Here is an 18,508-nt window from a genome sequence, read left to right on the forward strand (position 1 = left end):
TATCCCCTGCTCTTTCTTAAAGGAAAGCCATGGCAAATCAGCCGAAAAAAGCCCTTATTTTCAAAACGATAAATATATTTATGAGCGGGTTCGCAAAAAATTGTTAATCATTGCGAACCGATGCGCTTATTTATTTGCCGGGCAGAGCGTTGTTGACTCTCTATACTTTTTAATCAGACATTTTTTGACAAACAACAGGCAAAAGACAGAGGTGAATAATGAAAGCATTAGTCTGGCACGGCGTGGGAAATATCCAGCTGGATGACGTTCCCGATCCGCAAATTGAGCAACCGGGCGATGCTGTTATTCGGATTACCGCTTCGGCAATTTGCGGCACCGACCTGCACTTTATTCGCGGTACCTTTAGTGATATGCAGCCTGGCACCATTCTGGGCCATGAAGCCGTGGGCATCGTGGAGCAGGTCGGGGACGAAGCCGGTAATCTCAGTCCAGGGGACCGCGTGGTGGTCTGCTCCACGGTATCGTGCGGCGTCTGCCCGCCCTGCCGGGCCGGTCATACCGCTCAGTGCGATAACGCTAACCCCAACGGTCCGGAAGCGGGCACCTGTTTTTTTGGCGGTCCCAAAGCCACCGGACCCGTTAACGGTTTACAGGCTGAGAAAGCGCGTATTCCGTTTGCCGCTAATACGCTGGTGAAAATTCCCGACGGCGTCACCGATGAACAGGCTATTCTGATCAGCGATATTTTCCCTACCGCCTGGTTTGGCGCGGAACTGGCCGACATCACGCGCGGCGACATCGTCGTGGTGTTCGGCTGCGGGCCGGTCGGACAGTTCGCTATCGCCAGCGCGCTGCTGATGGGCGCGGCGCGGGTTATCGCGGTTGACTGCCGCGTTGACCGCCTGGCGATGGCGCGCCGTCAGGGCGCGTTCACGGTCAATTTTGAACGGGAAGATCCGGTGCAGGTGATTAAAAAGCTGACGGGAGGAACCGGCGCGGACTGCGCCATTGATGCGGTGGGCGTCGACAGCCAGCATGCGCATCACGGCCCGGCGAGCGACGAGGCAGAAGAGAAAGCCGGGAAGTTCGAGCAGGAAGTGGCGCAGGTCGCTCCGGAAACCCATCCGCATGAGGGTAACTGGGTTCCCGGCGATGCCCCGACCCAGGCGCTGGAGTGGGCCATCGCCAGTCTGAAGAAAGCGGGACGTCTCAGCATTATCGGCGTCTATCCTCCCGCCGCAGAGATTTTCCCCATCGGTAAAGCGATGAACAAGAATCTCACCATCAGGATGGGCAACTGTAACCACCATACCCATATTCCTCACTTGCTGGAGCTGACGCGCACCGGCGCAATCGATCCTGCCCAGGTGCTGACCAACGTAGAGCCGATTGAGAATGTAGTGGAGGCCTATAAGGCTTTTGACAAGCGCGAACCCGGCTGGGTGAAAGTGGAGCTGACGACCTGAAAGGTCGGGATCTCTCTCCCGTCGAGCAGGCGAAACCCGTAACAGCAGCAAAGAAAAGCAGCCATCAGGCTGCTTTTTGCTAAGAGGCGTTACGCCGACTGCGCTTCCAGCCGGAACTGTTCGACCGACTGCGCCAGCTGCGAGGACTGCTCTTCCATCGCGCTGGCGGCAGCGGAAATTTCCTGCACCAGCGCCGCATTTTGCTGGGTAACGCTGTCCATTTCATTGACCGCGACAGAGACCTGGCTGATGCCGCGGCTCTGCTCATCCGACGCGGTGGCGATCTCGCCCATTATCGCCTGCACCGAGATGACCGCCTGGGTAATCTCCTGCATGGTGTCCCCGGCATTGCGCACCTGGCTGACGCCGCTGTCGACGCGCTGAGTTGACTCGGCGATCAGCGACGCGATGTCTTTAACCGCCGAAGCGCTGCGCTGCGCAAGGTTGCGCACCTCAGAGGCGACCACGGCAAAGCCTCGGCCCTGCTCACCCGCACGCGCGGCTTCGACCGCTGCGTTCAGCGCCAGAATATTGGTCTGAAACGCAATGCTGTTGATGATGGCGGTGATGTCGCCGATCTTGCGCGCGCTCTCGTTGATCTGCGCCATGGTCTGCACCACTTCGCCCACCAGCGCTTCGCCTTTGCGTGCGGTCAGCGACGCCTTTTCCGTTAGCGTAGAGGCCTGATGCGCATTGGCGGCATTGTGTTTCACCGTGGCCGTAAGCTGTTCCATGCTGGCGGCGGTCTCTTCCAGAGCGGCAGCCTGCTGCTCGGTGCGTGAGGCCAGGTTGATGTTGCCTTTTGCGATCTCTTCCGCGCCGTCGCGCACCGAGGCGCTGGTCTCTTTAATATGACTCACCATGGCGCTCAGGCGCGCCTGCATGGTATGCAGCGCATAGAACAGGCTACTCTGATCGCCTGCTTTCAGGGGGATGCGGGTATGCAGCTGGCCATCCGCCACTGCCAGCGCAATGGCGGCGGCATCGGCAGGTTCGCCCCCCAGCGGACGCAGTACGATGCGGCTGAAGACGATACCCAGCAGCAGGCTCACCAGCACAATGCTCGCCAGCATCATCCACAGGGCGTTATGCAGCTGCTGACGCGCGGCGCTCATCACTAAATCCAGCGGCGCGGCGACGCCCAGATACCAGACGTTGCTGCTGTTGCCGATGGCGATCGGCTGCCAGGTGACCAGCGCTTTTTCGCCGAGAATCGCATCGTCCTGCTCCGTCACCTCTGGCGTCAGATGGCTTTTATCTCCCTTCCATAGCTGGTTGGTCTGCGCTTTGTCGGGCGAAGAGACGATCTTTCCGCCGCTGGAGAGCAGCATGGCGTAGCCCGCACCCTGCCAGGGCTTGATCTCATTGACGCGCTGCTGGAGATTCGCCAGCGAAATATCGGACGTCACCACGCCCCAGAGCTTGCCGCGATCGATGATGGGGGTGGTGATTGAGGTAAGCAGCGTTGGCACGCCGTTATAGGCGTAGCTGTAGGGTTCAGTCGGGAAATCCTTGCGCGTGCGCTGCGCCACCAGATAGTAATCCCCCTGGCCTGGCGTCAGATAAGACGTCAGGGGATGCATTTTGTAGTTGCCGGACTTATCGACATCGACAAACCAGGCATAGCGTCCCTCCGGCGGCTGCCCGCTCTGAGTGGCAAGCTCGGCGTCGCGTCCGTCGAACACGTCTTTTTCCAGGATCACCGAAACAGACAGGTAGTCAGGATTGCTGCGCAGAGTATATTCAGCCAGCTTATCGAGGACGTGGCGATCCTGAATCCCGGCATCCGGCAGGGCTATCAGGCTCTGTCCCAGGCTCTGCGCGACATCGCGCGCATGAGTCAGGGTCTTCTCAACCTCCAGCGCCTTACTGCGCGCGATCTGTTGCAGATACTCTTCCGCCAGCTGGCGCTGCGCCTGGCCCGATTGCCAGCTCAGCACGCCGATAGTGATGGCGAAACCAGTGGCGATCGTGAGCGCACCGGTCAGCAGCATCATGGCGCGAGTAGTTATTCTTTTTTTTGATACGCGGTCCGCTTTCATTACTGGTTTCCCCAATGTTCAGAGTCAGGCGAATAAAACAGCAGTGCTGTTAAACACCTTATCGGCGAGGGTGGGTGAAACTTAAGCAGTTAAAGCAGAAACCGGGCGAACGTGCAGGCGTCCGCCCGGCTGAAAGAAGCATCAGGCCAGTTTATTCAGGGCGTTAACCGCCAGCTGCGCCAGATACTGCGCGGTAGGAAACAGCGCGTTATCGTCAACGCGGAATTTTGGATGGTGCAGCGCCCAGGGACCGCCGGACCCGACCATCATAAAGGTGCCTGGGACCTTCTGCTGGTAGAATGCAAAATCCTCACCGATCGGGCTGGCGTCGATGCGACGCGCCTCAAACCCCACATCGCTCGCCTGCTCCAGCGCAAATTCCACCCACTCCGGCGTGTTAACCACTGAGGGCGGACCGGCGTGCCAGAGAAAGTCGATCTCCGCGCCAAAGGCTGCGGCCAGACCGTCGAGTAGCGCGCGGAAACGCTGTTCGATCAGCGCGCGCGCCTCAGCGCTAAAGGTGCGCACCGTGCCTTCCAGATACGCGGTATCCGGGATGACGTTCCAGGTGCTGCCGCTGTGGATCTGGGTAATCGAGACCACGGCATTCTGGTCTGAAGGCACGTTGCGGCTGATCAGCGTCTGCACCGCGCTAATAATCTGACCTACGATGATGATTGGATCGTTGCCTTCATGCGGTTTCGCCGCGTGCGCGCCTTTTGCCGCCACCTTGATTTCAAAGCGATCGACGCCCGCCGTCAGCGCGCCGTCTTTTCCGCCTACCACGCCGACCGGCAGCGTCGGATCGTTGTGAATACCAAAAATCACCGCCGCGTCGTCCAGCGCGCCGGTAGCGATCAAATCGGGCGCGCCCAGGCCGGTCTCTTCGGCCGCCTGGAACAGGATGCGCACGCGCCCTTTTAGCGATGCCGCCTGCTGCTGTAGCAAAATAGCGGCGCCGAGCGCGGCCGAGGTGTGAAAATCATGGCCGCAGGCGTGCATGACGCCAGGCTTCTCCGAGGTAAAGGCCACCCCGGACTCCTCTTCGATCGGCAGCGCGTCGATGTCGGCGCGCACTACTACCAGCGGACCAGACGCCTCGCCGACTTCGGCCACCAGACCGGTCTTCAGCGGCAGATCGAGAATGCGGATGCCTGCGTCGGTCAGCGCCGCGCGGATTTTGTTTGTGGTTTCGAACTCCTGGTTCGACAGCTCAGGGAAACGGTGCATATCGTGGCGGAATGCCTGGATCTGGCTGGCAAGCGCCCGATCCTGTTCGCGGATCTCTTTCATCTTATTTCCTTTCGGTGCGATGGGCTGCGGCAAAGTATGCGGCGGCGCGCTTAAATATTGAAATCATCATTGGTTTCGATGTTAGTCATCTGGCGCAAAAAGCGGCGCGTAACGGGATTGTCGGAGAAGCTGATCACCTGCTCTGCCGGTCCCTGCTCAACGATATGGCCATCTGCCATAAAGATGACGCGATCGGCCACCTCTTTGGCGAACTGCATCTCGTGCGTCACGATCACCATAGTGGTTTTTTGCTGCGCCAGGCTTTTCATAACCTGAAGCACTTCATGGACGCGCTCAGGATCGAGCGCCGACGTCGGCTCATCGAACAGAATGGCGCGCGGCTTTACCGCCAGCGCGCGCGCGATGCTGACGCGCTGCTGCTGGCCCCCGGACAGCGTGACCGGATACTGCTGCGCCTGCGCAGCCATCCCGACCAGCTCCAGCAGCTGCATTCCGATGTCGCTGGCCTGCGCCTTCGGCATTTTTTTCACCATGATCAGACCTTCGGTGATGTTCTCCAGCGCGGTTTTGTTGCGAAACAGACTGTAGTTCTGGAACACCATTGCCGTCTGACCGCGCAAGGCATGTTCCTCTTTCGCGCTGTAGCTGGCGGTGTCGAGCGACACATCGCCGATCTGAATAACGCCGGATTCCGGCTTTTCCAGCAGGTTGAGGCAGCGCAGCAGCGTCGATTTGCCTGAGCCGGAGGGACCAATAATCGCCACCACCTCGCCTTCGCCAATCGTCAGGCTGATGTCATCCAGCACCACTTTGTCGCCGAAGCGTTTATTAAGCTGTTTTACACTGATCATAGGAGCCTTAACGTTGCAGTGAATGACTGAGTTTCTTCTCCAGCAGCGCCTGAAGGCGGGCGTAACCGATGATCACCAGCCAGTAAATCAGACCTACCACGAGGAAGGTTTCAAAATAACGCAGCGACTCCGCCGCGATCATTTTGCCCTCGGCGAACATCTCCGACACGCCCAGCGCAAAGGCTACCGAAGTATCTTTAATCAGCGAGATAAAGGTGTTGCCGGTCGCAGGCAGCGCGTTGAGCAGCGCCTGCGGCAGAATAATACGGCGATAAATCTGCGCGCGGCGCATACCGATGGACAGCCCCGCCTCCATCTGCGTCGGATCGACCGAAGCCAGCCCGGCGCGGTAGATCTCCGCCATGTAGGCTGAGGTTTTCAGGCTAAAGCCGATAATCGCGGCGGTGGTGGCGGACATGCCGTTCAGCGCCGGAAAGAGCTGCGGCAGGCCAAAGTAGATAATAAACAGCTGCACCAGCGACGGCATCCCGCGGAACAGCGAGATATACAGCTCCACCAGTTTGCTCACAAGCGTTGACTTGCTGTTGCGCAGCAGTGACAGACCGAGACCGATGATCATGGCACACGCCATCGACACCACGGCCAGCATCAGCGTAACCGGCAGATAGCTGAGGATCTGCGGCGAGATTTTCAGCAGATAGTTAACATCGAAATTCATAAAAAGCCCTTAACGACGTTTGCCACCCGGCGGTGGCAAACGTTGACATGTGAATGCAGGGTTTAGTGGGACGGCTGCGCGGTGATGTCTTCGCCGAAGTATTTTTCTGAGATGGCTTTCAGGCGACCATCCTGACGCATCGCCTCGACCTCTTTGTCAAACGCGGCGCGCAGCTTGTCGCCCTTCTCGTCTTTATGGAAGGGGAAGCCTACTGACTCCACCACCAGAGGCTGACCGACAAACTTCAGCGGCAACCCTTTCTGGTTGATCTCTGCCAGCAGAATAGGTCCAGAGTTGACGTAGCCCTGCACGCGATTATTGATGGCGTCATTCATCGCGCCGTCGCGGCTCTCGTAGGTGCGGATAGTCACGCCGTTATCGCCAAAGGCTTTTTTCAGGTTAGCCAGATGGTTGGAACCCAGCACGCCCGCGATGGTTTTGCCGCGCAGGTCGTCCAGCGTAGTAATAGTCGCGTTGTCTTTGTTGGTGACGATCTGGCTGCCGTAGTAGCTATAGGGCGTGGAGAAGTTGTACTTCTCCTGACGCGCCGGCGTAATCGCCACCACGTTCGCCACGGTATCCAGCTTGCCGCCTTCCAGCTGCCCCATCAGTCCGCTGAAATCTGACGTAACCCACTCAATCTTGTAGTTCAGGTCTTTAGCGATGGCTTCGGTGACGTCAACGTCAAAGCCGGTCAGCTTGCCGTCCTTTTTAAAGGCACCGGGAAAGCTCAGGCCGGTGGCGCCGACGCGAATGGTCGTAGCATCGACGCCGCTCTGGGCTGAGGCGCTGTTATTGTCGCAGGCGCTAAGCAGTGAGGCCGCGATTACCACGGACAGTGCGATTAACCCTTTTTTCATGTTGTTCTCCCTAATGTCTTCTGCATAGCCGCGCTTAGCGGGCCTGCGCTAAATTAATGGTTTTTTTCATATAAACGGTGATGTGGCCTTTGCCGAGATCTTTTTTGCTGATCTTCTCAAAACCCATCGTCTCGTAAAGCTGGATCAGCCACGGATGACTTTCGGCGGTGCCGAGCGAATAGGCCGGCGCGCGCAGCACATCGCGCAGTACCGCCTGCTCCAGCCAGTCGAGCATCAGCGCGCCCAACCGCTGACCGCGATAGTGCGGTGCGGTTGCGAACCAGCCGATATGCGGCAGACCGAACGGTCCGGGCAGCGGTCCCCAGGGATAACGCAGCGTGACCGAAGCCACCAGCTCGCCATCGCGGAACATGCCGTAAACGCCGTGCGTGGCGATATGGCGCTGCATCTGCGCGGCATCGGCGGTAGCGGCATCGAATTTAATCCCCAGTTCGCGCGCGGAGGCATAAGCGGCGTGCACCAGCGGGTAATAGGCGGGCGTATCTTCGACGCCCAGCTGGCGAAAACTGTCGGTCATGAGCGCCTCTCAAGTAATCCCGACACCTGCGCGGCGGCAATCACCTCATCCACTTTGCGCGGGGCGGAACCAAGATAATTCACCGGATCGAGCCAGGCGTTTAGCTCGTCGTCGCTGATGCTGTTGTCCATCTGCGGATGAGCGCGCAGCGTCTCTTTAAAGTCGCGCCGCTGCTCGTAGGCCTGCATCGCGCACTCGTACACCACATGGTGCGCGGTCTGCTTGCCCAGTTTTTTGCCCAGTTCGAACATCACTTTTTCCGACAGCAGCAGACCGCCCTGCATATCCAGGTTCTGGCGCATGCGCGCTTCATTAACGGTCATGCCGCGCATAATGGCGATGGCGTTTTGCAGCTGTGCGGACAGGTAGATGCAAATTTCCGGCAGCGCAATCCATTCGGCGCGCCAGCTCATCGCATCGCGTTCATGCTCGACGTGCATGGATTCATAGATCAGCGCGGCGCTTTTCAGCACCGGCGCGGTCAGACTGGCCAGTCCCTCCAGCGCGGCGGGATTGCGCTTGTGCGGCATGGTGGTCGAGCCAATCTTGCCTGCCGAGAAAGGTTCTTCGATCTCATTGATTTCAGAACGCATCAGGTTGTAAAGCTCGTTGCCAATTTTACCCAGTGTGCCGCTGATCAATGCCGCTACCGAGGCAAATTCCGAGAAGCGGTCGCGCGCTGACTGCCAGCCAATGGTCGGCGTCGCCAGTCCAAGAATATCCAGCGTGCGTTTTTCCACTTCCGGTCCTTGCGGACCAAAGGAGGCGTAGGTTGAAATGGCGCCGTTAATATTGCCGGTCAGCGTGCGCGGTTTGATCTCGCTAAGACGCGTAAGATGACGCACAAACTCGTCCAGCCATACGGCGACTTTAAAGCCAAAAGTCGTCGGCAGCGCCTGCATCCCGTGGGTGCGGCCTGTCATCGGCGTATGCTGATAACGTCTGGCGACGCCAGCCAGCTCCTGCGCCAGCGCCACCGCGTCGCGCTGAATAATCGCGAACGCATCACGCAGTTGCAGTACGGTGGCGGTATCAACAATGTCCTGCGTCGTTGCGCCGTAGTGAATAAATTCGCCAGCTTCGCCGCACTGTTTTTGCAGCGCGATCAGCGTGGGCATCAGAGAATGTTTCATCTGCGCGCCCTGCTGCGCAATCTCGTCAATGTCCAGCAGGGTGGGATCGGCCCGCTCTACGATAGCGCGTGCGGCTTCGGCCGGAATTACCCCAAGCTCGCCTTCCGCCTGCGCCAGTGCGACTTCGACCTGAACCTGCTGTTTTAGCCGGTTTTGCTCCGACCAGACGCCACGCATTTCTGGTGTGCCAAAATTGTTGCCAATTAACAGAAAATCAATAATATGTGACGCCATATCTATGTCACTTATGTTGTTTTACGAAGCCCTAAAATAGCACCTTCAAACCGGCCTGATTGATAATGGAAAGGCATATGTTATAGCGTCTGGTTATAACAATATGGCAAAGGGGTCATGACTTTGTGTAAAAATATCGAAGTGGTTTTCCAGCTTAACTATCTGTTATTAAAGATGAATAGAGTCGGAAAATAACTATATTGTAAATAACCGGTCAATTTCTTTTTGCATATTTGTTATTAAGCCACTGTCCCGCTCCGTCGTTTTCAGAACAGTGCCACGCCCTGCGTCCTCACACAGACGCGCCTGACCGTACCCTGTCATAACCCGATATCTCCAGGCAGAGTGGCTCTATTACACTGTGCTCATCGCGCTTAACTTTATGGATAATGAAGATGAAAATTGACAAGGCAGATGAATCTTTCCTGCATACCTTTTTTGGCGAATCCCCTGACGTCGTTGAACCCGACTCGGCCCGCGCAGAGGCCTTGCGCCAGGCTTTGCAGGCGGCTCGCGCGCAGAGGATGGCGGAATCCGACAGCGACTGGAAACGCAATGTGCTGTTTCTGGCGCTGTTTGTCTTTCTTTATGCCGCACTTGGCGCATCGCTGACACTGGATCTCGCCCACCACGCTACCGGCCATAAAAGTTTCGACTATGCGCTACAGGCAGTGCCGGTGCTGATCGCTTTTTCCGGCTTTTTTCTGTCGCTACTGTTTTTGTTTGTCACGCGCAGCGGCGCGCGCCGACTGCAAAACTGGGAGCGCGCCATTGTTGTGCTGGAGAAGTACACGGCCGGCAACCTCTATAAGCAGATGCTGGATCTGGGTCCACGCACCACCCATTATTCGTTTTCAGCCATTAACGTCGCGCTGGCGCTGTTCATCTGCCTGACCTGGGTGGTGATGTACAACTATTTTACCTTTACCACCAGCGGCGTGATTGGCAGCGTTATCTCGCTGTTTATTACCACCATGACCTATGTGATTCTGGATATTCAGCTGTTGAAACCGCATCGCCTGGATAACGAAGAGCCGGTCGGGCTGGAGAAAGACGACAAGGAATGACGCCGAAACGGCCGCTTGCTGCGGCCGTTATTACAGAGAAGCATCTTACAGGGACATTTAACGGATAAAGCCGGGCAGGCTAATAGATCGTAAAAAAGCCCGATGCCAGGGCGTCGGGCTTATAGCGAAATCAGCGGCTCGGATGGTTTACTTCAACCGGTCGCAGATCGAACAGTAATACTTCGGCATTATCACCTTCGCTCAGGCTCAGGCTCTTCTCATGGCGTATACGCGCACCGTCGCCCGCTTTATACTTTGTGCCGTTTACCGTTACGCTACCGCGAGCCACATGCAGGTAGGCATAGCGATCCTCATCCAGCGTAAAGGTTTGCTGCTCATCGCCGTCGAACAGGCCCGCATAGAGGCGCACATCCTGACGCACCGACAGGGCATTTTCCTCTTTTCCTGGCGCTACGATCAGGCGCAGCTGCCCGCGCTTTTCGCTTTCCGGCACGGAAATCTGCTGATAGCCAGGCTGCGTTCCTTTTTCTGCGGGAACAATCCAGATTTGCAGAAAGTGCACACCCTCGCTTTTCGAATGGTTAAATTCGCTGTGCGTGACGCCGCTGCCTGCGCTCATTAGCTGGACATCGCCAGGTACAATAACGGAACCCGTTCCCATTGAATCCTTATGTTCCAGCGCCCCTTCCAGCACGTAGGAGATAATTTCCATATTGCTGTGAGGATGCGCGCCGAAACCGCGCGACGCGGCTACCCGGTCGTCATTGATAACCAGCAGATCGGAGAAACCCGTCTGCTTGGGATCCCAGTAGTTCGCGAAGGAAAAGGTGTGACGAGAGTACAGCCAGCCGTGGTCACCAAGGCCGCGTTGCTCTGACAGTCGTTGCTCGATCATGGTGTGCTCCTGTTGTGTACGGGGGATGCGCTTGTGCGCTTCCGATGTCACAGACAATACCGTAAACTAAATTCTGTAAAAACAGGCTCTGATGGCAATCACTGTCACAAATAAGTGGACACTATGCTGATCGACGATCTTCGTATCTATGTTGCGGTCATCCGCGCGGGCAATTTTACCGCCGCGGCAGAGCAGCTGATGTTATCCAAGCAGTACGTCAGCCGCCGTATGGCGGCGCTGGAAGCGTCGCTGGGTTCGCAACTGTTAATCCGTAATACGCGTAAGCTCTCGGTGACCGAGGCCGGAATGCTGTTTCTGCCGCATGCCCAGCGTATTCTGGACGATATTCGCGAGGCGGAGCAGGCTATGTCGGCGCGCCGTCAGGAGCTGCACGGCTCCTTTCGCATCAGCATGCCGATGTCGTTCGGCATGAGCCATCTTTCACCGCTTATCGCGCAGTTCCTGGCGCAGCATCCTGCGCTGCAATTCCATATTGAACTGGCCGATCGCTACGTTGACCTGATCGGTGAAGGCTTTGATATGGCTATCCGTATCGGTACCCTGGCAGATTCCACCCTGATTGCTCGCCGCCTCGGCGCACAGCGCCGTCTGATCTGCGCCAGCCCGGCCTATCTGGCGCGCGCCGGTCAGCCCATGACGCCGGACGATCTCTCCCGGCACGCCTGCCTGCGCTACGGACGCGAGGCCTTAAGCGGCTGGGAGTTACAGCAGGCGGGCAAAAGCAAAAATGTTATGGTGCAGGGTCCCATGCTGAGTAACAACGGCGAGGTGCTGCGCGATGCGGCGATCGCCGGACTGGGGCTGGTGCTGCTGCCGGAATTTATCGTCAGCCCGGCGCTGAAAAGCGGTGAGCTGGTGAGTGTGCTGGAGCCGTTTCAGCCTGCGCCGCTCTGTCTTAATGCGGTCTATCCGCAACACCGCCAGCGCAGCGAGGTTAATCGCGTACTGCTTCAGTTTTTACAGCAGCAGCTGGGGAATTAAGCGGGCCTGGCAGCCCGCCTGAGGTTACAGAGTAACGTACAGATGCAGCACCCTTACCAGTTGGGTAACAAAACCATATTCGTTATCGTACCAGGAAACGGTTTTAACCAGCTGCACATCACCGGCTTCGCTGATCTCCGTCTGGGTGGCGTCGAACACAGAACCGTACGGCACGCCGATCACGTCGGTAGAGACGATTTGATCTTCGGTGTATTTAAAAGACTCATTGTTTTCACAGGCGCGCTTCAGCGCCGCGTTGATTTCGTCAACCGTGGTTTTCTTTTCCAGCACAGAGACCAGCTCGGTAACAGAGCCGGTTTTGGTCGGGACGCGCTGCGCATGCCCTTTTAGCTTACCGGTCAGTTCCGGGATCACCAGACCGATAGCCTTCGCCGCGCCGGTCGTATGCGGAATGATATTTTCCGCTGCCGCGCGCGATGAGCGGAAATCTTTGCCGCGCGGTCCATCCACCAGCGCCTGAGTGCCGGTATAGGCATGAATGGTGGTCATGGTGCCTGCTTTAATGCCGAAGCTGTCGTGCAGCGCTTTCGCCATCGGAGCAAGGCAGTTGGTGGTACAGGAGGCAACCGAAACAATCTTATCTTCTGCGCTAAGGGTGTCGTGATTGACGTTATAGACAATGGTTTTCATCTCACCGGCTGGGGCAGAGATCAATACCTTGCCCGCTCCAGCGTCCAGATGCGCCTGCGCTTTTTCCGCTGAGGTATAGAAGCCGGTACATTCGATCACCACATCGACATTGAGCGATCCCCAGGGAATATTCTTCGCCTCTTTTTCGGCAAACACGGTGATCTTATTGCCGTTTACCCATAGCGCGTTCCCGTCGACGCTGACGTCGCCGTGGAAAGCGCCATAGTTTGAATCGTACTTCAGAAGGTAGGCCAGCATTTCTGGTGAAGTGAGATCATTGATCGCCACGACCTCGACCGCTTCCTGCTGTTCAAGAATACGCCTTAAGACCAGGCGGCCAATACGTCCGAAACCGTTGATGCCAATTTTCTTCATGGTGATCTCCCAGTTTGGTGACACTGCATGTTGAGGATGGATATCGGTTAATCTGCTGAACCAGGGTATTACGGCACAATAAGGTTGCATTGCCGTGAAGAGAAGGAGTATAGCCTGAGCGACCTGAACTAATTTATCCGTACAGGCGATAGTGCCGGCGCGACAACGTCAGACTGCGACGACCGCAATTAATGTCAAAGAACGGCAAAAAAAGGAGAATGATAAAGAGACATCCCTGCCCCATGCCGCAAGCGCACAGGATGAAGGCGATACGATAATGGCAGTCGCTCTGGCTATTCGCGGGTTATTGACGACAGCTGTGGTTTCTTCCTGTAATACCAGTCGTCAACGGTGAACAGTTGCATTATGGCATATCGATTTTCAGCATCTGATTTACTTTTTTAAATCAATAACTTAAAAATACCGATACATATCACCAATCAATTGTCAGTGATTAGTCGGCACATCCAGTTAGCGCCAGGAATAATCTGACTATACTTTTAGCAAGGTCACAAGGAGTGAATAAATTATGAAAAGGAAACAGGTCTGGAAATGGGTTCTGGCCGGGTGCTTAATTAGCTGGGTTATTTTTATCATTGGCATGCTGCTGATTATTAAGTGGGTCTTTTATTGTCCTTAACATCCGTTCCCGTCAGGGAATTGGATGTTGCTCAGCTCTTCAACAAGGATAACGCATCGCTTTTCGTTAACCGATGCGGTAATTTTCTGTCTGGGTGAACATGGTGATTTTATTATTCCTTATCCCGATTCCGAGTCATTCAACGATGCCGAAAACAAAACAAGCGCGTTTAATGATAAGCAGAGCAGGCTCTGCTGAAGTGAGGTTAGCGCCAGTTTATTTATCGGGCGCGCATGCTGATGCAAAATTATCCGCTATAGCTGCGCTTTTGTTTAATCTGCCTCCATCGATAAGATTAACGCCACTATTGACTATTTCTTCATCGCTTCTCCCGTTGCAATACGCTGTAATGGCAGAACCCGTCATAAGCCTGTCTTAAATAATCGTAGCCAGTAAAAGCGTCAGGGTAACGCAGGACCTTTTCGCATCCTGAAGCTTAAATCTGGCCATCCCCCGTTTCTGATGCACGCCTGATAACAAGATTCTCTGCGTTATTTTGCCAGACGCGCGGCTGTTCATTATGGACATAAGCGGCAGCTCTCTTTTGTACGGCGAGCAGGATATAACTGACATTATCGCGTCTGACAACGCCGACCCCGGATGCGTTCTGAAGCTATTGTCTGACAGCCGCGGCAGAAATGGCATGGGCCAGACGTTTTGTCCGCCGGGTTTCAGAGTGATAAGAACGCAGGTGGTCTGTTCAGGCAGGCATAACAGGGATGACGAGCAGCTCAGCAATCCCTTGCCGCTGCCCTGCCAGACAGTAAAACCGCCGCTGGCGTTTTAGGCTTTGAAACGTCTGCGCTTAAACAGCGCGTTTTGCTTACTGCGATTCACTTTGCTCCTGGCGTAGGCCATCACCGTCGTCCAGTCGGGATCGGCAGTATTTCTCATACTGTTATTGAGCGCCTCGGCCAGCTCGCTCCATTTTTGCACCTGAAGATGCGTGTCGCTGGCCAGCGCGGCTTTAAGCGCGTCCATAAGCGCATCGACCTTTTTTTTCACATCGGTCAGGGTATCACCTGTCTGATAACTTGCTGCGATGCGTCTTAACTCAAGCGCATAATGGTTTATATCGATATTTATTATGTACAAACAAACCTCTGTTCATTTTGACTCAGGATGATAAGCATAGCGGCTAATCAGGAATGCATGACGTAAATGCATCAGAAAATAAATTATTTATTTTTTGTTTAAGGAAGAATCATTCCAAAAATTTTCTTCATTTTGATTTAACGCAAATTTATTACGGCAAGCCATAGAATAACATAAATATTATTAATCAATAAAGCCTGTCTGTATTGACTTCTTGTGTCTGATTCATCCGCGACTATGCTCTTTTTAACGCCTCTTCTCTGGACATCGCCTGTGCACTCTCTCGATCCGCAAATGTTGCTGTTACTTTATTTTGTCTTACCCGTCTGGCTTATTGCCGGCTTTGCCGACTGGCTTTGCCATCGCGCCACCAACATTGAAACCACAACCGGATTAAAAGAGACCTACATTCATATCCTGATGTTTGTGGAAATGGGCGTGCCGCTGTTGTCCGCGCTGTTTCTTGATGTTAACGCGCTGGTCTTTGCCGCAATGATCGTCCTTTTCTTCTGCCATGAGGCAACGGCGCTGTGGGACGTCAACTATGCCGTTACCGCGCGAAAAGTCACGCCCGTTGAGCAGCATATCCATAGTTATTTAGAACTGGTGCCGCTGATGGCGCTGCTGCTGGTCATATCCCGACACTGGCCGCAGTTCCTGGCGCTCTTTGGCTTAGGCAGCGAACCTGCTCGCTTCGAACTGAAGCTGCGGCCCGACCCCCTCCCTGTCGGCTATATCGTTTTTATCCTTACGGCCATTTTTCTGCTGGAAATGTTGCCCTATCTGGAAGAGTACTGGCGCGGCAAAAAGGCCCGCAGGAAAGCGCTTTCCCGCTAATCCCTTTATCAAAGGGCCAGTAAGGCCCTTTGATGGATAGCCTTATGCCGTGCGGAACACCGCCACCCTGTGACGCAGCTGCCCTGCCCGCTGAGCCAGCTCGTCCGCCGATGCCGCCGACTGTTCTACCAGCACCGCATTCTGCTGTGTCACCTGATCCATCTGGTTAACAGCAATGTTTACCTGCGCGACGCCGCTGCTCTGCTCTGCCGAGGATGAGGAGATGTCGCGGATAAGCTGTGACGTTTGCTCGATAGCGCTCAGACTCTGCTTCACCTTATCGCCTGCGCTTTGCGCCATTTTCATGCCTTCCTGCGCCTGGGTGACAGAGCGCTCGATCAGACCCTTGATCTCTTTTGCCGCGCTGGCGGAGCGCTGTGCCAGCGCGCGCACCTCGCTGGCGACCACAGCGAAGCCCTTGCCTGACTCACCGGCCCTGGCGGCCTCGACCGCTGCGTTTAACGCCAGGATATTGGTCTGGAAAGCAATGCTGTCAATCACGGAGGTGATCTCTTCAATCTTACCGGAGCTGCCGCGAATATTGCGCATCGACTCCATAACTGAATCCATTGCCTCGCCGCTCAGCAGTGCCGCCTGGGTGGCCGAAACGGCCTTGTCTGAGGCATAGCGGGTATTGTCGGCATTTTGCTGAATGATTGACGCCAGCTGCTCCATACTGGCAGCGGTTTCGGCCAGAGACGCTGCCTGTTCTTCCGTGCGCGAAGAGAGATCGCTGTTGCCCTGAGCAATCTCTTTTGAAGAGGTCGCAATGGTTGCGGCGTTGCTCTTAATCTCCGACACCAGCTGAGCAAGTTGCTGTTGCATCTGCATAAGGGCATGCAGCAACTTCGCCGTCTCGTTGTTACCGCTGATATTAAGGCGCGAGGTTAAATCCCCTGCCGCCACCTGGCTGGCGAGATGCACCGCGTCCTGAAGCGGGCGCGTGACGGAGCGACTAATCATCAGCGCAAAGCAAACAGCGATCAGCGCAACCGCCAGCAAACCGGCAAGCAGCTCGTACTGCGCATGACGACGCGCATCGATTTGCGTTTGTAACATTTGCTCCAGACGGTCGCCGTTTTGCGCGCCCAGCGCGCTGAACTGGTTAATGGCCTGGGTAAAGACCCGCACATACTCCACCGGCGCGACGCTGTCGCTTCGGCTGACAAAGATATGCTGGGCCAGTTGTAGCGCAGCCAGCGCCTGTTGCGTTGCCTCCTGTGCCGCCGCGCCGAAATCTGCGGCGAGCGCAGGTTCTATGTCGTACACCTTGTCTAAATTCCCGCCAAACTGTTCCAGCGCGTTTTTGCCCGCCTCGACCTGAAACGCCATGCGGCTGTAATCGTTTTCTGCGACAGCACCGGAGGCAATCAGCGACGCACCAGACGCCCTGATTTGTCCTAACGTCTCGGTTAACTGAGGCAGGCGATTAAAAATACTGGTGATGAGCTGATAGGTATTAAGATCGCTATCCAGCGACATACCGTAAAAATCCAGTACGTCGAGGTTTGTTCTCAGCATGATCTGAATAAGATCGGCATGATCCTTCAGGCTGTCGGCAAAAGAGAGGCTGCCGCTTCCGATGCGGTTCTGAAGCGTCATCCATGCCTGACGCATTTTGTCGAACTGCTGTAGGGGTTGCGCATTCGGTTCCTCCTGGCGCAGCTCCGTCTGGATAAGGTCGGAAAGATGATCGATTTCGGCAACAAGCGCAACGCGCGGCGGGTTGTCCGGTTTGTTTAACGCAATCGCGATGGCCGTCTCCGCACGGTGACGCTGAAGCAGGTTCAGCAAGGAGAGCATCTGTTTTTCCACCGGCACCCCGCTCAGCTCACGCTGTTTAGCCTCAATAATCTGGTTGCCCGTCTGGAGAAATAATGTGGTAGGTAAAACAAATAAGATCAGGGCAAATAACCCCAGGATAAGAAATTTGGCTGGCAAGTTAATGCTATCAAGTACTTTTTTCATGATTTCCATTCTGAGTTATCTGATACGTGATATGACTTAACACGCACAAAAGTTGAGCCGTTTTTATTTTTCCATTACATAATCATGCGTTGCTGCCAGCTCTTTCAGGCGCAGTCTTTCTGGTTTCACTCATATCAACTCGTTAACAGAAAAGGATTATAGGTTGCTAACCGTGATTTACCACTGAATGAACAGGCGATATTTATTTCATGCCGACGCTAAGTCAAATGCTTATTAATCAACAAGTTGTGCAGAAAAAATCGTGCAGCAGGCTTGTGCCTGTTAGTTTTTTTTCAGGTTCAAATTTTATTACTTTTAAAATTCATGGCTGGCGCGTGAATGCCGATAACCCACCGCCCGGCTATATCAATTAATAATCTGGTCATTATCCGACCAGCTATTTTTACAAGAAAAATAACCTGCGCAGGTATGCAACCGGATCAGTGACGTCAGTTCTGATATATTTGCTGCATAGCTGGCTGTTCGGTTGCGGCAATTAATTATCGCAGGGATAGTTTATCGGTATACAACAATGGCCGAGGGATAACGTTATTCACTGAGCTGGCTGCGGGCAAACCAGGCCTTCCAGCGATTTTCAACCAGATGGTAACGATAGCTCTGGTTGTGGTCTCGCCTGAGCCAGCGCTCTTCAAATAATGCGTCGCTGCGGATCCAGCGTTCAAACCGCTGGCGCTCCTCTTCTTCACTTGTCGTCAAGGGTTTCGCTCACTCTCACGCTTCGGTTAAACGCTGAGTATAGACGACTGGACAGTTTCTGGTGTAACGGCATGCAGTGCGTGAAAGACGCGAACCGGGCCAGCCGATATAAGACGTTAAGCAAAGATAATGATAAACATTACGCTAAAAGGCTCCGTTTAAAACAGAGGGTTTTATTCTGACCTAAACGCAACCTGAGCGAAATCGTGCTGGCTAAATTGAGACTAATTTCACAGATTAGCACTTTTTGAGAATTTGTACGCCGACCAAATAACTGTACAA

General features: G+C 55.0%; 16 protein-coding genes. 4 read left to right on the forward strand and 12 right to left on the reverse strand.

The window, feature by feature from the left end; genetic code table 11:
- Positions 1-218: 218 nt before the first annotated feature.
- The gene (locus tag BBB56_RS20320) at positions 219-1,427 is read left to right on the forward strand and encodes a zinc-dependent alcohol dehydrogenase (RefSeq protein ID WP_123802732.1); all 1,209 of its coding nucleotides are present in this window, start codon (positions 219-221) and stop codon (positions 1,425-1,427) included.
- 89 nt (positions 1,428-1,516) lie between these two features.
- Here the strand turns inward: BBB56_RS20320 and BBB56_RS20325 are convergent, their stop codons facing one another.
- From BBB56_RS20325 to BBB56_RS20355, 7 genes are all read right to left on the reverse strand, one after another.
- Positions 1,517-3,469, reverse strand: a complete 1,953-nt coding sequence (locus BBB56_RS20325; protein WP_123802733.1) for a methyl-accepting chemotaxis protein — start codon at positions 3,467-3,469, stop codon at positions 1,517-1,519.
- Positions 3,470-3,610: 141 nt separating this feature from the next.
- Positions 3,611-4,762 (reverse strand): amidohydrolase, encoded by a 1,152-nt coding sequence (locus BBB56_RS20330; RefSeq protein ID WP_123802734.1) that lies wholly within the window; start codon positions 4,760-4,762, stop codon positions 3,611-3,613.
- Between the two features lie 50 nt (positions 4,763-4,812).
- The gene (locus BBB56_RS20335; RefSeq protein WP_123802735.1) at positions 4,813-5,574 is read right to left on the reverse strand and encodes an amino acid ABC transporter ATP-binding protein; all 762 of its coding nucleotides are present in this window, start codon (positions 5,572-5,574) and stop codon (positions 4,813-4,815) included.
- Between the two features lie 7 nt (positions 5,575-5,581).
- A complete protein-coding gene (locus tag BBB56_RS20340; RefSeq protein WP_123802736.1) occupies positions 5,582-6,253 on the reverse strand; it encodes an amino acid ABC transporter permease in 672 nt (223 codons plus the stop codon).
- A gap of 62 nt (positions 6,254-6,315) precedes the next feature.
- Entirely contained in the window at positions 6,316-7,113 is a 798-nt protein-coding gene (locus BBB56_RS20345) for an amino acid ABC transporter substrate-binding protein (protein WP_123802737.1), read from the reverse strand.
- A 34-nt stretch (positions 7,114-7,147) separates the two neighbouring features.
- The gene (locus tag BBB56_RS20350; RefSeq protein WP_123802738.1) at positions 7,148-7,651 is read right to left on the reverse strand and encodes a GNAT family N-acetyltransferase; all 504 of its coding nucleotides are present in this window, start codon (positions 7,649-7,651) and stop codon (positions 7,148-7,150) included.
- The gene (locus BBB56_RS20355) at positions 7,648-9,018 is read right to left on the reverse strand and encodes an adenylosuccinate lyase (RefSeq protein WP_123802739.1); all 1,371 of its coding nucleotides are present in this window, start codon (positions 9,016-9,018) and stop codon (positions 7,648-7,650) included. Before BBB56_RS20355 ends, BBB56_RS20350 begins: the two co-directional genes overlap by 4 nt.
- Positions 9,019-9,407: 389 nt before the next feature.
- Between BBB56_RS20355 and BBB56_RS20360 the strand changes: the two genes are divergently transcribed.
- Positions 9,408-10,085, forward strand: a complete 678-nt coding sequence (locus BBB56_RS20360; protein WP_123802740.1) for a RipA family octameric membrane protein — start codon at positions 9,408-9,410, stop codon at positions 10,083-10,085.
- Between the two features lie 130 nt (positions 10,086-10,215).
- Here BBB56_RS20360 and BBB56_RS20365 read toward each other — a convergent pair whose 3' ends face one another.
- Entirely contained in the window at positions 10,216-10,941 is a 726-nt protein-coding gene (locus BBB56_RS20365) for a pirin family protein (protein WP_123802741.1), read from the reverse strand.
- Between the two features lie 123 nt (positions 10,942-11,064).
- Between BBB56_RS20365 and BBB56_RS20370 the strand changes: the two genes are divergently transcribed.
- Positions 11,065-11,943: a LysR family transcriptional regulator gene (locus tag BBB56_RS20370; protein ID WP_123802742.1), complete on the forward strand. Its 879-nt coding sequence runs from the start codon at positions 11,065-11,067 to the stop codon at positions 11,941-11,943.
- Between the two features lie 24 nt (positions 11,944-11,967).
- On the opposite strand, the gene gap is transcribed toward BBB56_RS20370, so the two are convergent.
- Positions 11,968-12,969 (reverse strand): type I glyceraldehyde-3-phosphate dehydrogenase, encoded by a 1,002-nt coding sequence (gap, locus tag BBB56_RS20375; RefSeq protein WP_123802743.1) that lies wholly within the window; start codon positions 12,967-12,969, stop codon positions 11,968-11,970.
- Between the two features lie 1,423 nt (positions 12,970-14,392).
- Positions 14,393-14,704, reverse strand: a complete 312-nt coding sequence (locus BBB56_RS20380; protein WP_123802744.1) for a hypothetical protein — start codon at positions 14,702-14,704, stop codon at positions 14,393-14,395.
- Between the two features lie 294 nt (positions 14,705-14,998).
- Here BBB56_RS20380 and BBB56_RS20385 point away from each other — a divergent pair, with 294 nt between their 5' ends.
- On the forward strand, positions 14,999-15,541 hold the full coding sequence (locus tag BBB56_RS20385) for a diguanylate cyclase (RefSeq protein WP_233593070.1): 543 nt from the start codon (positions 14,999-15,001) through the stop codon (positions 15,539-15,541).
- Positions 15,542-15,583: 42 nt separating this feature from the next.
- Here the strand turns inward: BBB56_RS20385 and BBB56_RS20390 are convergent, their stop codons facing one another.
- Positions 15,584-17,509: a methyl-accepting chemotaxis protein gene (locus BBB56_RS20390; protein ID WP_123802745.1), complete on the reverse strand. Its 1,926-nt coding sequence runs from the start codon at positions 17,507-17,509 to the stop codon at positions 15,584-15,586.
- Positions 17,510-18,058: 549 nt separating this feature from the next.
- Positions 18,059-18,226 (reverse strand): hypothetical protein, encoded by a 168-nt coding sequence (locus BBB56_RS23545; protein ID WP_158673952.1) that lies wholly within the window; start codon positions 18,224-18,226, stop codon positions 18,059-18,061.
- Positions 18,227-18,508 lie beyond the last annotated feature (282 nt).

Origin of the sequence: Candidatus Pantoea deserta, assembly GCF_003813865.1 — a bacterium.
Taxonomy (GTDB): Bacteria; Pseudomonadota; Gammaproteobacteria; order Enterobacterales; family Enterobacteriaceae; genus Pantoea; species Pantoea deserta.